Annotated in this window: 12 protein-coding genes and 1 pseudogene; 6 read left to right on the forward strand and 7 right to left on the reverse strand. The window is 69.2% G+C overall.

The genetic code is table 11. The features are described 5' to 3' along the window. Window positions 1-69: 69 nt before the first annotated feature. The 3 genes and pseudogenes from ACWGIH_RS07415 to ACWGIH_RS07425 form a co-directional block, all read right to left on the reverse strand. On the reverse strand, window positions 70-225 hold the full coding sequence (locus ACWGIH_RS07415) for a hypothetical protein (RefSeq protein ID WP_453451843.1): 156 nt from the start codon (window positions 223-225) through the stop codon (window positions 70-72). A gap of 236 nt (window positions 226-461) precedes the next feature. Further along, a pseudogene (locus ACWGIH_RS07420) lies at window positions 462-1,262 on the reverse strand (phosphatidate cytidylyltransferase); the annotation flags it as partial. After that, window positions 1,259-3,037 (reverse strand): aminotransferase class I/II-fold pyridoxal phosphate-dependent enzyme, encoded by a 1,779-nt coding sequence (locus tag ACWGIH_RS07425; RefSeq protein ID WP_453451842.1) that lies wholly within the window; start codon window positions 3,035-3,037, stop codon window positions 1,259-1,261. The gene ACWGIH_RS07425 and the pseudogene ACWGIH_RS07420, both read right to left, overlap by 4 nt. A gap of 367 nt (window positions 3,038-3,404) precedes the next feature. Between ACWGIH_RS07425 and ACWGIH_RS07430 the strand changes: the two genes are divergently transcribed. Next, window positions 3,405-4,265: a choice-of-anchor K domain-containing protein gene (locus ACWGIH_RS07430; protein WP_453451841.1), complete on the forward strand. Its 861-nt coding sequence runs from the start codon at window positions 3,405-3,407 to the stop codon at window positions 4,263-4,265. A 254-nt stretch (window positions 4,266-4,519) separates the two neighbouring features. Here ACWGIH_RS07430 and ACWGIH_RS07435 read toward each other — a convergent pair whose 3' ends face one another. Continuing rightward, complete coding sequence (locus ACWGIH_RS07435) at window positions 4,520-7,285, reverse strand: hypothetical protein (RefSeq protein ID WP_453451840.1); 2,766 nt, start codon at window positions 7,283-7,285, stop codon at window positions 4,520-4,522. 491 nt (window positions 7,286-7,776) lie between these two features. Here ACWGIH_RS07435 and ACWGIH_RS07440 point away from each other — a divergent pair, with 491 nt between their 5' ends. Then, window positions 7,777-8,316 (forward strand): hypothetical protein, encoded by a 540-nt coding sequence (locus ACWGIH_RS07440; protein ID WP_453451839.1) that lies wholly within the window; start codon window positions 7,777-7,779, stop codon window positions 8,314-8,316. An 860-nt stretch (window positions 8,317-9,176) separates the two neighbouring features. Here ACWGIH_RS07440 and ACWGIH_RS07445 read toward each other — a convergent pair. The 3 genes from ACWGIH_RS07445 to ACWGIH_RS07455 all read right to left on the reverse strand — a co-directional run bounded on the left by ACWGIH_RS07445 (window position 9,177) and on the right by ACWGIH_RS07455 (window position 11,188). Beyond that, on the reverse strand, window positions 9,177-9,992 hold the full coding sequence (locus tag ACWGIH_RS07445; protein ID WP_453451838.1) for a sulfite exporter TauE/SafE family protein: 816 nt from the start codon (window positions 9,990-9,992) through the stop codon (window positions 9,177-9,179). A 139-nt stretch (window positions 9,993-10,131) separates the two neighbouring features. Then, on the reverse strand, window positions 10,132-10,851 hold the full coding sequence (locus ACWGIH_RS07450; RefSeq protein ID WP_453451837.1) for a cation transporter: 720 nt from the start codon (window positions 10,849-10,851) through the stop codon (window positions 10,132-10,134). A 1-nt stretch (window position 10,852) separates the two neighbouring features. After that, complete coding sequence (locus ACWGIH_RS07455; protein WP_453451836.1) at window positions 10,853-11,188, reverse strand: ArsR/SmtB family transcription factor; 336 nt, start codon at window positions 11,186-11,188, stop codon at window positions 10,853-10,855. Window positions 11,189-11,294: 106 nt separating this feature from the next. Between ACWGIH_RS07455 and ACWGIH_RS07460 the strand changes: the two genes are divergently transcribed. The 4 genes from ACWGIH_RS07460 (at window position 11,295) to ACWGIH_RS07475 (ending at window position 14,320) form a co-directional block, all read left to right on the forward strand. Next, window positions 11,295-12,062 (forward strand): IclR family transcriptional regulator, encoded by a 768-nt coding sequence (locus ACWGIH_RS07460; protein ID WP_453451835.1) that lies wholly within the window; start codon window positions 11,295-11,297, stop codon window positions 12,060-12,062. Window positions 12,063-12,192: 130 nt separating this feature from the next. Further along, complete coding sequence (locus ACWGIH_RS07465; protein ID WP_453451834.1) at window positions 12,193-13,218, forward strand: aromatic ring-hydroxylating dioxygenase subunit alpha; 1,026 nt, start codon at window positions 12,193-12,195, stop codon at window positions 13,216-13,218. After that, on the forward strand, window positions 13,215-13,412 hold the full coding sequence (locus tag ACWGIH_RS07470) for a hypothetical protein (RefSeq protein ID WP_453451833.1): 198 nt from the start codon (window positions 13,215-13,217) through the stop codon (window positions 13,410-13,412). Before ACWGIH_RS07465 ends, ACWGIH_RS07470 begins: the two co-directional genes overlap by 4 nt. Further along, window positions 13,409-14,320 carry a PDR/VanB family oxidoreductase gene (locus ACWGIH_RS07475; RefSeq protein WP_453451832.1) on the forward strand — a complete coding sequence of 304 codons (912 nt, stop codon included), beginning with the start codon at window positions 13,409-13,411 and terminating at the stop codon, window positions 14,318-14,320. Before ACWGIH_RS07470 ends, ACWGIH_RS07475 begins: the two co-directional genes overlap by 4 nt. Window positions 14,321-14,374: the final 54 nt, after the last annotated feature.

The following is a 14,374-nucleotide window of genomic DNA, read 5'->3' on the forward strand; positions in this document are numbered from 1 at the left end:
GGGGGGGGGGGGGGGCGGGGGCGGGCGCGGGGGGCCCCCCCCCCCGACCCTGGCGTGGGAGGAAGCTCCTCAGAAGTAGTGCTTGCGCCCGCCGACCTTGCGCCCGGTCGTGCCGAGCACCCACAGGACCGCGCCGACCACGATGAGTACACCCCCGACGGTCGTCAGCAAGGAGATGCCGACCAGCAGGCCGATGAGGAGCAGAATGACACCGAGAACAATCATTTGGGTTCCGATCTGCAAGTCTCTTCAGGGCGTGCAGTCCTCACCTCGTCAGGTTCGCAACACCCTCTGCGTAACCCGGCTCCGGTGAAGGCCCGGCATATCGCGTGGTCCATGTCGGGTGGACTCTGTCCTGCTGCCTCTTCCGAGTGCCCTGCTTCCGGCCGCCCATGCACGCGCTGCTTCCCTGCCTCATGCCGACAGATACGGAACGATCTCTCCAGAGGTTCCTCGGGCCAGCGCAGGACAAGCAGGACGGCCAGCGCGATGAGCAGGGAATCGATCCGATCCAACAGGCCGCCGGAACCGGGCAGCCAGCGGCCTGCGTCCTTGGCCTCCGCACCTCTTTTGATCATGGACTCGAGAAGGTCGCCGACCGGGCCCCCGACAGCCACCGCCACCGCCATCGGCCAACTCAGGGCTGAAAGGACGGCAAGCACACCAAGGCCGGCGGCGGCCCCTGCCAGGGTTCCGCTCCACCGCTTGGCCGGCGACAGTGGTGACAACCGCGGCCCGCCAAGCCGTTGGCCGGCGAAGTACGCCACGATGTCGGCGATCGAGACCGCCACGAACAACGCGAGCGCGCTCGCCCCGAGCAGTACCAGCGCGGCCAGCACACTCAGCCAGGACAGCCCCAGCAGGCCGGCGCCGAGCCGACGCAGGCCATGTTCCGCGTCGCCGGCCAGAAGCGGCACCGCGGCCACCCCGAGCGCCCCGAGCGCGAACGCGCGGAGCTCCTGACCGGGCGCCAGCCAGGCCACAAGCACCACACCTGCCACGGCCGCGGCCAGCACCGCCCGGTCCACCCGACCCAGCTTCATCAGCCCGCCGAACTCCAGCACCGCGATCACCCCGACCACGATGGCCAGAGCCGCGGCGCCCGGGCGGCCCAACCAGAAGGCCCCGGTGACCAGGGGCACCCCGACCGCCCACGCACACCACCTGATCAGCAGCTCACGACGCCGGGACACCGCCACCACAAGGCCGCCCAGTGCCAACGCCCCGCCAAGGTGGGGCGCCAGGGAGGCCACGGTGATCACCGAGCGGATCCGGTGGCGGGAACGCTCTCGGCCATGGACACGAGCGAGGCCGAACGCGGCCGCAGTGCGTGCAGGGCGGCCTGACAGGCTGCCACGATGCGCGCATTCTCGGCCATGCCCTTGACCGCTATGCGCACGGTGCGCCCCTGGTACTCCGACGACAAGGGCGACAAGTCGCGCAGGTATACGTCACGGCGACGGCATTCGTCCACCAGTTGTGCGGCACTCGGCCCGCCCGACGGCAGGGTCAGAGTGAGGAAGTTCGCCACCGCCTCCTCGACCACCACGGACTCGTGCAGAGCGGCCAGGTCGGCGGCCAGTTGCCCGCGCAGCGCGTGGGTTTGATGCCAGCAGTCGCTGTAGTACGCCGGATCGCGCAGCGCCGCCACCGCGGCCAGCTGTGCCGGAAGACTGACCGGCCAGGGTGGTGTCCACCGCCGTAGCTGCGCAGCGGTAGTCGGCTCGGCCACCATGTACGCCGCCCGCAGGCCGGACAGGCCGTACATCTTGGACAATGAGCTGCAGACCACCACCCGTGGGTCCGTCGCGGCGAGGCCGGCGAGCGACTCGGTCAGATCGACATAGCCCAGGTACGCCTCGTCGATCCACCAGCGGGTTCGGGCCGGCGCGGCAGCGATCACCGAGCGCAACTCGGCGGCCGGCATGTGGCGTCCGGTCGGGTTGTTCGGGTTGACCACGACCACGAGGTCGTAGCGGCCGGACCCGACGGCAGCGGACAGCCGGGCCGGATCGATCCGCCAGCCGTCTTCACGACGCAACCGGAACCGGTCCACCTGACATCCGATCACCTTCTCCGTGACGTGCGCATACTCGCCGTATCCCGGGTCAGCCAGAAGCACCCTGCTCGCCGGGGTCAGCCACTGGCCAAACGCTCTGAAAATCAAGTCGGATGAACCGGCGCCGACGGCGAGTGTCTTTTCCGGCAGCGCCCGGGCCGTGGCGATTTCCGCCAGCAGCCCCTCTGCGCCGGTGGGCGGCGAGGTTCGGGCGGCCCACGCCGGATCCTCCGTGAGCGCTGCCCGCACCCCGGGGGCCGGCGGAAACCAGGCGTCCAACACGTCGGCTGCGACCACCTGATGGCGGCGGTGCAGGCTACGGAAGTCCGCACCAATGGCACTGAACGAGGCACCGCCGTGTTCGCAACCGTCCGGCCGGGGCGCGAAGGCGGCGTCCAGCCGCCAGTCCACTTCGGCCCCCAGACGCGCCAACGTGGTGCGGTGACGGTCCATCGTGACCTTCGTCAGCTCGCTCACGCTGCCCGTCAGGACCTCGAACGTCAACGCACCGCTACGGACGGTCCGGCCGACGGGCCGCAGACCGACGGCCAGGTACATGTGGAGCAGCTCGGTGCGCCCCATCGCCACCACCCTGCGACCTCCACGGGCGGCGATCCAGCGCAACGCCCCGTACATCAGCAGCGGTGCCGCCGCGGTGGTCCGCCAGCGCGGTTCAACGGTGAGGATGCGTACCTCGAACAGATCGTCCTCGGTCAGCAGCGGCAGCTCGTCACGGGTCAGGTACTTCTCCAGCGCGTACCGGCCCAACCAGGGCGGAGTCAGGCTGACAAAGCCGATTCGGGCCGTTCCACGCGCCGCGACCAGGTAGATGTTGTCGCCGTCAAGACTGTCGCGCAGCGAGCCGGTCGGATCCGGCACATGTTGGCCCAACTCCTGTGCGTAGACCCGGTGACGCAATTCGTGGATCCACTCAAGATCCTCCGGAGTAGCAGCGCGCAGCTGCAGGTCACGGCCCATGAGCACCTCTTTCGACGCAGAGTGGGGACCGTTGCATCATGGGGACCGGGGATCGGCCGCGACAGGGCCGGGCAACCCAGCCGGCGTGAGTACGCGTACTCAGGCGCTGTCGTCCCCCGTCTCTCCGTCGCAGGAACTGGTGGAAGCGGTCACCCAGGATGTTCTTGGTTGCCCAAGCCGCGACGGCCGGACTCCGCTGCTCTCCCGCATCCGTTCGTCTCCTCCCCGCCCGTGCACAATTTGGCCATTTCCGATAACTCCTCAGATAGGCATGGAATCTCTCTTACATCGGGTTGTTGTGGCGGCTAGCTTCATGCTGCCCGACCCCCGGTCGGGCCCAAGCAGACGGAGAAGAGGGGATGGGAGCATGTCCAAAGTCGACACATCAGGCATCTGGACCGCCATCAGCGTCAGCCCGCCCGGACTCGAAGGTCTCACCACCGACAACGTCAAGTGGGGCGTCCCTGCGGGGTCGGGCAAGAGCGGGTACATGTTCTCCGGGGGCACGGTCGACGTGCTGCTCGACGGCACCGAGTTCACGCTCGGGACGATCACTCACCAGAACTTCCCGATCCAGGCCATGCCGCAGAGCCAGTTCTGGGTCGACCTCACGGCCCACGTCGTGTTCGAAGACCAGGTGACGCACGACTTCAGCTTCCGCTTCCAGCACAACGAGACACCGAACGTCGGGCCGAACCCCGAGGACATCGTCGATCTGCCCACACGGGTCTCCCCCGAGACGGTCACGATCGACAACACCGAATACGCCGTGGTGATCACCGGGTTCAAGCAGGGCGGCCAGATCGTCACCCGCTTCCTCAGCCCGGAGAACGCCGCCAACAACGCCGACCTGGTCGCGGTCCTCGCGCGCACCGGTCAGCCTGATGTGCACATCACCACGGTGCGTTTCAAAGGTGACGTCAAGCGCACACAGGCCGACGAGTTCGTGGAGGTCGTCAACCGGGGAACCGCCCCGGCCGACATCTCCGGCTGGGTTCTCGGCGCCGACGACGCGGGGCAGGACTTCACCTTCCCGCCGGGGACCGTCCTCCTGCCCGGCCAACGCATACGGATCTACACCAACCAGATCCACGCCGAGTGGGGCGGCTACACCTACGGCAGCGGACGGCCGATCTGGAACGACCGCGGTGACGCCGCCAAGCTGCGTGACACGAACGGCAACATCGCTTCCGAGTACCGCTACGGTTCGGCCACAGCCAACCCGTAAATCCCTGGCACTGCGGTGAGCGCCCGGCGCAGGGCATCAGGGCATCAGGGCATCGGCCAGGAGTGTTCCGCCCAGACGGTACGAACCAGCCGTCGATGCCCTGTAGGTCCCGATAAGAGAGCGTGGTAGGTCACGATCAGCGGGCTCTGGTTGACGAGGTGCTACGCGGACAACGAGGACTGCGCCTCGGATGTCCCGGGCACGGCTGTGCCGGTCATCCGGGCCCAGCCCCGGACGACCGGCACGGTACGGGGCTACTTCTTCTTGCGTCCGGCGGTCTTGGGCTTGCCGTGGTGGAGGGTGGTGCGGGTTTCTTCGGCCTGGGCCTGGATGGTCTTCTGGACGGCGGCGGGCAGGTGCTTGCCGCGGAAGGTGGTGACCATCTTGTCCAGGACGGCGTCGGCTTCGGCGAGGTTGCCGTCCTTGGCGTGGACCTTGGCGAGGCGGCGCATCGCACCGTTGAGGGTGATGTTGTCCAGTCCCTCATCTCCGGTGGAGGCGTTGATGGCGGCGCTGAGCTGCTGGACGCTTTCCTTGATGTCGGGTTCGCGGACGGTGAGGCGGCCGTCTTGGATGTGCTGGAAGTGGCGGCCGGCGTTGGCACCGCGGGCCAGGCGGGCGTGGGCGGCCAGCGGGTGGTCGCTGTAGCGTTCGATGACCTCTTGCAGGGCGTCGTTGCCGGCCTGCAGCTGGGGGGCGTCGGAGCCGAGGAAGGCGAGCAGATGCCCCTGGTCGTCGCCGAGCAGAAGTTCGCCGATGTGCTGGTCGGCAGCGGCCAGCGGCGCGCGGACCCGGATCGTGCGCGGGGCGGAGGCCACACGGGAGCCGTCGGGCCCCTGGTAGACGGCGCTCACCTTGTACAGGCCGGGTTCGCTGAAGTAGAGCCCGTCGGCGCCGTAGCCGAGGTAAAGGCTGGTGTAGAGGGCGGGTGCGTCGGCGGTGAGGGTGGTGGTGTCGTGGCTGCCGCATTCGCGGGTGAGGGGTTGGAACAGGCGGCTGTGGCCGTAGGAGTCGGTGATCGCCACGGTCACGTGGCCCGCCGCAGGACCCAGGTCTGGCAGGACGGCGACGTCGCCGTGGCTGCCGGTGCGCGAGAGCTTGAGCTGGGCGACGACCGGCTCGCCGTAGGCGAAGGCGGCCTGCCCTTCCACCTCCAGGGCGAGGCCGGAGTTGTCGATGAGCGGCTGAGCGACCAGTTCCAGGGCCGAGTGGTCCTTGGCGGCGCCGGCCGTGAAGTTGCTGCCGCCCAGGATGACGTCGCGGTAGAAGCCGTGGCGCAGGTGGCGGACCTCGTCGTCGGTGAAGCGGAACGGGAAGGCGCGCCAGAACGCGGCGGTGCCCTTGTCTCCGGCGACGCTGGGATCGCCCTGGTACAGGTGCGGGTAGGACATCCACGACAGGTCGCCGTACCCGGCGCGCGGGCCCAGCGGCTGGGGCGGGTCCGCGCCGTCCTTGCCGAAGGAGTGCAGCAGGTTGAAGGCGTGCCCGAGTTCGTGCACGTAGGTGTGCAGATCGTCATTGGTGCCGACGCTGGCGGCCTTCGTGAAGACCGCCATACCCTGGCGTTGCAGGCCGATGCTGTCGAACATGGTTCCGGCGATGCCCGGTTTGTCTGCGTAGTCGTTTGCGACCAGCGTCCATACCTTCCACTGCGGGACGTCGCGGTAGCCGCTGAAGTTGGCCACCATCGCGGCGTGCAGTTCGGCTTTGGACCACTGCAGGTCGGTTGCGGTCGCGGGGGTGGAGATGACGTTGCGGCCGCCGGTGGTGCGCAGTTCCACGCCCGCCTCGGCGTAGGCGGAGGGCACGGTCAGTACCCGGTCGACGAACCCGGGCGGGGTGGTGGCCTTGGTGGTGTCGTAGCTGACTATCTCACTCTCACCGGTCGCGACGTCGACCTCGTAGTCCACCGTGCGGAAGTACGTGGACGTCTTGGGCAGGGTGTACCAGTTGGCGTAGTAGCCTGCCTCGTCCTCCAGGTACAGCCATGAGATCGGCCGCAGTGCCTGACCCGCCGCAGTCAGGTCGATCAGGAGCTGGACGATGGTTGCGTTGTAGGGCGGCGTGCTCCCCCAGGTGAGCCCCTTGCCCGTGATCACCATGTAGTCCGGGGTCCACTTCACCTCCACACTGGTGGAGCGGAAGGAGTGGGCGTAGGTCGTGCTCTGGCCCGCCACTGTGAACAGGTCGCCGCTGATGGTGGACAGCGTGCCGACCCCGTCGACGTCGATGCGTGCTTCGATGGTCTGGCCGGCGCTGGTGACCCGGTAGGTCCCCGACACCGGGAGGTACTGCTGTGCGCAGCGCGCGGGAAGCTTGCCCAGGCCCGCGCTCAGCGACGTGAGCACGCCCGACTTCTCCACGCCGGTACGCCAGTTGAGGATGACCCCCTTGTCCTTCTTGACCAGCAGCGAGCGCCGTACGCCGGCGGCGGGCGGCAGCGCGAGCACGTGATCGAGGTCGTAGCGGAAGTCGGCCGGGAGCTGGGCCCACCCCGCAGCGTCCGCGTCGGGGCCCTCGGTGATCAGCGCGTTGCGCTCCACCGCGACGGAATCCTTGCCCCAGTTGTAGGTGAGGACACGGCTGCCCTTGAACACATACGTACGCCACTCATTGGCCGCGGAGTTGGGCGCCTGCAGCAGAGCATCGACGTTGTTCTGCCACTCGGCGGGCAGCCAGGAGCGCATCGCCAGCGCTTTGCGCTCCAGCACGCCGGTGCCCACGCGGTAGCGCAGGCTGTCAGAGCCGGTGATGAACAGATACTGCGCCGAGCCGTCCGTGTGCGCGGGCAGCTGCAGCACGGCCTCCGGATACAGCTTGAAGTCCTGGTACTCGTACTGCGCCAGGGCGGCGAACTGGCTCCCGTACACCTCGTGCGTCGGCGTGTTGTCGAAGAGCAGAGCCGTCTCGCTGATAGCGGCGGCACTGCCCGGCCGCAGGAACATCGCGGACCACCCCTCGGCGGTCGGGCACGCCACCGCGCAGCGGAACCCCGTGGACTTGTGCCTGAGGAACGCCATGAGCGACCCCTCTCTGAAAAGGTCGCGGCTTCAAGCACACGACGCCAGGCCCTCACCTCAGCACCGAGGCCCCCCTTCCCCCAGGTCCGCTACCGGCCAACCCACCCCCGGTCATGTGCCGGTCAGCGGACGCCCGCACCAGACGCCCCGGACACCAGAGGACCAGCTACGGCACATGCCTCCCGCCCATGCCCGGCGCCCTTTCGAACCGGGCCTGAGACTGTCCACACTTGAAAAAGTCGCCGCCCCCAGAACATGCCCCCTGCCTCACCCATGGGAGCGGGGCATTCCACCGCCCGGAAACCGGACAACCGCCCGGCCGAAACGGTAGAAAAGGCCCGCCCCTCCAGGTGCGGCTCCTCGGTTCGACTATCAGTTGCCGCTCAATGCACCGGGTTCGCTTGAGTTCAGGCAACCGTCGCCCCGGCCTGGTTATGGAGGTCTGAACGGGCTCCGGCACAACTTGTGTGGTGGGGCTCTAGAGTCGCCCCGTGGACGACAACCGGTGGTTCGTGGCCGAGGACCCGCACGAGTACGACGAAGAGCCCTGGGACTTCGACGCAGACGAATTCGCTTTCGTCGCGGCCCTGCAGGCCCGGGCCAGTTCCTGGCGCGTCCTGTCGGCCCACAGCAACGTCTGTCGTCCCGAAGACGACTCGTCGCTGCTGGTCTACGTCTCTCTGATCGACCATGAGTGGCCCGTTGTGCTCGGCGAATGGGCCGTCCACTTCTACGGCACCCACGTCCGGGCCGGCAAGGTCAGCGATCAGCTCTTCAACCTGCACGAGACATCCGAGCGCGGCTACTTCCATGCGACCGGGCCGGTGGAGGAGCTCGCCGAGCGGTCCGCGGCCTGGTTCGAGACTGTGCTCAGCAGGCCGGTCAGCCGCACAGAATGGCTCCACGAGGGCAAGGTGTATGCGACGAGCCGGGACTTCGCTGACACCTTGGAGGGGCTGGCAGTCGGTTTCAACCGCCTTATGCCCCCGCGTCCCACACCGGAGGGGTCAACCCGGTGTGGTGCTCGCTGAGTTGGCGGGCCCGTACTGGCTGGAGAGTTCGGTGCACAAGTCGTGGGACCACTGCCGGTGCGGTCCCTGGACCGCAGGACAGGTGAGCCGACTGACGGCAGGCCATCGCCGGGTGCGGGCTGTGATGACGGGAGTGGCCGTCGCAACGGTCGTGGTGGCGGTGACGTCGATCTGGTGGAGGTGAGCGCCTGCGGCTGTTGCAGGCATGCCGGGGCCGGTTCGAGAGGGTGGACCGGAAGGGAGTGCGCCGGTTTGCGGACAGGGCGTGCCTGGGGTGGGAGGCTGAGAGTGTGCGGCCGCCGCCGCGCGGACTGCGGCGGCGGCCGCGGCGCGAGGGACCGAGGCTCCCCTTCGATCGGGTCCTCGCGCCGAGCGCCCTCCGGGCGGCCCGGGCTGCGGGAAGCCCTGCCGGCCGCCGGGGAGGGCGGCGGCTGGAGCTGCGCCGTCGGCGATGCGGCTCCAGCCGGTCTCGTGAAGCGTGCGCGTCTGTCACGGCTCGAGGGCTGGGAGCCTGTGGTGTGGGCCCGAGCCCAACGTCACCTGGTCTGAGGGTAGAAGAAGAGCCGGGTTGATCGGAAGCGGGGCCTGTCGGGCGGCTCAGCCGGCTTCGGCCTGGGCGTTGGATGGGCGGCCAGGCGGTAGGAATCGGTGCTGGTCAGCGAACCTAGTCGTGCGTGGTGAGCGCACTGGGGTGTTGTAGCCGCCATTCCGACTGGAGCGGTACCGGCTCGTGTTCATGGACTTCGATCCCGCCGTGGCGGGGATCGCCTCACAGCCGTTCTGGCTGTCCTGGCACGCCGGGATGCGGACTCTGTCGAGAACGTCAAGAACGTCGAGGACGAAGACGGACATAAGCCCCGTCAGCCGTGACGGGTGAGCTTGACCGAGGAGATGAGCAGGATCACGGCCAGCGCGGGGATGAGCACCAGGTCTGGGAACACGCCGACCAGCAGTCCGCCCAGCACCGCGCCGGCGCTCGAGCCTGCGGCCATGACCAGGGTGAAGCGGCGGTTGGCGCCCAGGACCGCGAAGCTGCCGTCCCGGCTGTAGCGGGCGAAGGCGACCAGCATGGTCGGCAACGACACCAGCAGTGACAGGCTCCCTGCTGTTTTGATGTCCACGGCGAACAGCAGCACGATCGTCGGGATCAGCAGCTCGCCGCCGGCCACTCCCATGATCGCGGCGACCACCCCGATGCCGAACCCGGCGACCACCCCCAGGGGCACTTGCGCCCACAACGGCAGCGACAGCGTCCCCACGGTGGTGACGTGGGTGACCAGCAGGGCCGCGGCCATGAGCACCATCAGGGCGGCCAGCACCTTGTAGAGGGTGGAGCTGCGCATCCGCACCGCCCACGTCGCTCCGGCCCAGGCGCCAATCAGGCTCCCGGCCAGCAGGTTGACCGCGATCGCCCCGTGCGTGGCCAGTGCGGAGGCGGGGACCGCGGCTAGCCGTGCAGGCAGCGCGACCAGGACCACGACCAGGCTCGTCGCCTTGTTCAGGATGACCGCGGAGAGCGCGGCGAACCCGAACAGGCCGATGAGCAGCGGCAGACGGAACTCCGCGCCGCCCAGGCCGATCATCCCGCCCAGCACGCCAATCGCTGCTCCGGCACCGAACACCAGGGACACGGGGTGCGTGGAAGGCACGAGAACGATGTTCTGGTCGGTGGCCATGACGGGCATCCTCGCTGGTCGCGGAACCTGTCCGCCATGGCACGGGCCCGTCTTCGGGCAAAGGCACCGGTCGCTCACTCCCTGTTCGTCCGGACCTCCCAACGACCGTCGGGACCCGGCTCCACACACAACAGGCCGGTCAGTTGCAGCAGTCGCAGCCGGGGCGGCAGCCGCACGTGTCCGCCTCGGCGCCGGCGGAGGACGGCGCCGAGGCGATTGCGGCCGGGGTCGCGCAGCAGCCCTTGCCCTGCCAGGCGTCGCGGCCTTCCTTCACCGCGATGACGGCGATCACCAGGGCGGCGATCGGGTCGGCCCACGACCAGCCCAGGGTCGCGTTGAGGACCAGGCCGACCAGAAGCACGGCGGAGAGGTAGGTGCACAGCAGGGTTTGCTTGGAGTCCGCGACCGCGCTGGCAGAACCGAGTTCCCGCCCGGCCCTGCGCTGGGCGGCAGACAGGAACGGCATGATCGCCAGCGAGAGGGTGGCGATGACGATGCCGGGGATCGAGCGGTCGGCTTCCCCGGCGCCGGTCAACGCGCGGACGGCGTCGATGCCGACGTACACGGCGAGTGCGAAGAAGGAGACGGCGATGATCCGCAGCGCGGTCTTCTCCCGGGCGTCCCGTACGGCGTGGTCGGGGACGGAGAACTGCCAGGCGACCGCCGCGGCCGATGAGACCTCGATGACCGAGTCCAGGCCGAAGCCAATCAGCGCGGTGGAGGAGGCGATGGTCCCCGCGGCGAGGGCGACGATCGCCTCGATGACGTTGTAGCTGATCGTCGCGGCGACCAGCAGCCGTATGCGCTTGGCGAGCGCGTCACGGCGGGCCGGGCTGGACGCGAGGGATATCGCGGTCATCTCAGCAGCAGCCCTTCGACTCCGCGTCCGGGCAGGTCTTGTCCGCCTCGACGGCGACCACGGCGGTGCGCAGATCGTCCAGCGCGTGAGCCAGACGTTCGTCGGCCAGTTCGTAGAGGGTCCGCCGTCCATCGGGCACCGTAACGACCAGACCGCAGTCACGCAGGCACGCCAGGTGGTTCGACAGCCGGGTGCGGGAGACGCCGAGAGCGTCGGCGAGATCGGCCGGGTAGGCGGGGGCGTCACGCAGGGCGAGCAGGATGCGGCAGCGGATCGGATCGGCGAGCGCGCGGCCGAACCGGGCCAGCACCTCGATGTCATGGGCGAGAGTCAGCACCCCATGACAGTACACAGAAGCCTGAATTCAGGAAACCATGGACTCTCATCAATGTCCACCTACGCGAGTTCTGCGAGAGTCCCACCCGGTGCGGTAGGACAGTCCGATGAACCGTTCCGCCGCCGACCGCCTCCTCGACGTCCTGGGCGCCTTCGACCAGGCGCATCCCGCACTGACCCTCACTCGGCTCGCGCAGCGCGCCGACCTGCCGCTGGCCACCGCGCACCGGCTCGTCGGCGCGCTGACGCGGTGGGGCGCCCTGGAACGGGACGACGCCGGGCTCTATCACGTAGGACTGCGCCTGTGGGAGATCGCCGCGCTCGCCCCGCGCGGCCTCGGGCTGCGGCAAGCGGCACTGCCCTTTCTGGAGGATCTGTACGAGGCGACGCACGAGAACGTCCATCTCGCTGTGCGCGACGGCCTTGAGGTCGTCTACATCGAGCGGCTTTCCGGGCGTTCCGCGGTGGGCGTGCACTCGCAGGTCGGTGCGCGCTGGCCCCTGCACGCCACCGGCGTCGGACTCGTCCTGCTCGCCCACGGGGGCCTCGACCTCCAGGACCGATACCCCACCGATGCCTTGGCCTCGTTCACGCCGTACACGGTGACCGACTCGCTCCAGCTGCGCCGGATGCTGGCCGACGTGCGGCGCGGCGGGGTCGCGGTGAGCGACCGCCAGATCACTGACGACGCGCTGTCGGTGGCCGCACCGGTGCGCGGACCGCGCGGAGACGTGGTCGCCGCGGTCTCGGTCGTCGTACCGGTGGCGGCGGCAAGGACAACCGCGCTGATTCCGGCGGTCCAACTGGCCGGCCGCGGCATCTCGCGTGCCCTGGGCTGGCAACCCGTCTCCCCCGGCCCCCCGACTTCCGCCTGACAGAAGTCGCGTTGTGGCGGTGTGCCCCAGGTCACCACTGTGTTCCACGACGCGGGGCAACGGTGCTCCGCGCAGTGACGGGAGGGCGCCTGCCATGTCTACTGTGCCTGCAGTAACTGCTGCTTCCGGTGTGTCTGCCACCAGTGTCGACCGCACCGCTTTCGCCCGCGATCAGTGGTACGTCGCCGCTTGGTCCTCCGAGGTCGGCCGCGAACTCCTCGGCCGTACCGTCCTCGGCGAACCACTCGCCCTCTACCGCACGCAGGCGGGCGAACCGGTCGTCCTCGCCGACCGCTGCGTGCACCGCCGCTACCCGCTCTCGGCAAGCGGTCTTGACGGCGACCGGGTGGTCTGCGGGTACCACGGGTTCACCTACGACACGACCGGGACGTGCGTGTACGTGCCGGGGCAGAAACGCGTTCCGCGTACGGCCAGGGTGAGTTCGTACCCGGTCGCCGAGGTCGACGGGATGGTATGGGTGTGGATCGGTGACCCGGAACTCGCCGACGCCGACACCATTCCGCGGGCCCCGCACCTGGCCGAAGACGGCTGGGTGACCGTGCAGGGCATGGAACCGATCGACGCCGACTATGGCCTCCTGGTCGACAACCTGATGGACCTCTCCCACGAGACATACCTGCACGGCGGCTACATCGGCACCCCCGAGGTCGCCGAGACGCCGATCACCACCGAAGTCGACGAGGCCGCCGGGATCGTACGGGTCTCGCGACACATGAGCGACGCCGAGTGCCCGCCCTTCTACGCCCGCTCCACCGGGATCGAAGGCCGCATCCAGCGGTTGCAGGACATCGAGTACCACGCACCCTGTCTGTATCTGCTGCACAGTCGCATCAGCCCGGCCGGAGCCCACGCACCGCAGTTCCGCACAGAGATCACATACGCCATCACGCCGTCGGCGCCCGGCAAGGTCTACGACTTCTGGGCGGTCTCCCGCGACTTCGCCGTCGACGACCGCGAAGTGACCTCCTTCTTGCGGGACTTCAACCACACGGTCGTCATGCAGGACGTGGACGCGCTCAACCTGCTGCAGCGCTCCCTGAACACCGAGCCCGCCGGCTACCAGGAGCTCAGCATCAACATCGACACCGGGGGCCTGGCCGCCCGCCGCATCCTCGCCAAGCTGGCCGCGGGATGAGCGGCGACGTCTTCCGCGTCGACTGGCTGCCCGGCACCGACCTGCTCAACGGCTCCTGCCACTGCGGCGCGCGCCACACGTGCCAGGATCCCGTCGCCATGTGGGAGTGGATGCTCGCCCACCCCGACCACCCCGCCGACCACCCCGACCACTCCAGCCGCCCCGCCGCCATCGAGGAGAACCGCACCCCGTGAGCGATTTGCTCGACCTCGTCGTGACCGAACGCCGCCAGGAAACCGCCGACGTCGTATCCCTGTTCCTGAGCCGCCCCGACAGCGCGCCGCTGCCCGCGTGGGAGCCGGGAGCCCATGTCGACCTCGTCCTGGCCGACAACCTCGAGCGGCAGTACTCGCTGTGCGGTGGCGACGCCCGCGTCTGGCGGATCGCCGTGCTGCGGGAGCCGGAGAGCCGCGGCGGGTCCGCCCATGTACACGGTCAGCTGGCGCCCGGAAGCCGGGTGCTCGCCCGGGGGCCGCGCAACCACTTCCGTCTCGAGCCGGCGCCCTCGTACCGGTTCGTGGCGGGCGGCATCGGCATCACCCCGATCCTGCCGATGCTGGACGCCGCCGCCGGTGCGTGGACGTTGTACTACGGCGGCCGCGCACGCCGATCGATGGCCTTCACCGACGAGTTGACAGCCAGGCATCCCGCCGACCGGATCCGGCTGTGCGAGGGGCCGCTCGACCTGCCGGAGTACGTGGCCTCTCTGCGGCCAGGTGAACTCGTCTACGCCTGCGGCCCGGAATCCCTGCTCGCCGCCGTCGAGGCGCTGGTGCCGCCCGAGGCCCTGCGCACCGAACGCTTCACCCCGACGCAGGCCGACGTAGGCGGGGACGCGCCGTTCGAGGTCGAACTGGCGCGGTCCGGGCGTACGTTGACGGTCCCGGCCGACCAGACCATCCTCGCCACGTTGCAGCGGGCCGGGGTGGAGGTTCTCTACTCCTGCACAGAGGGCACCTGCGGAACGTGCGAGACGGAGGTCCTTGCCGGAGCGGTCGACCACCGCGACAGCGTCCTCACGGCACAGGAGCGGGCCTGTAACGACACCCTCATGGTGTGCGTGTCGCGGGCCAAGGAGGGACGGCTCACGCTGGACCTGTGACGGGCTCCGGCATACAGGCCATGCTCCGCACCGTGCGCCAGGACCCACTCCGGC

The sequence above is a fragment of the Streptomyces sp. NPDC054872 genome, assembly GCF_053610705.1.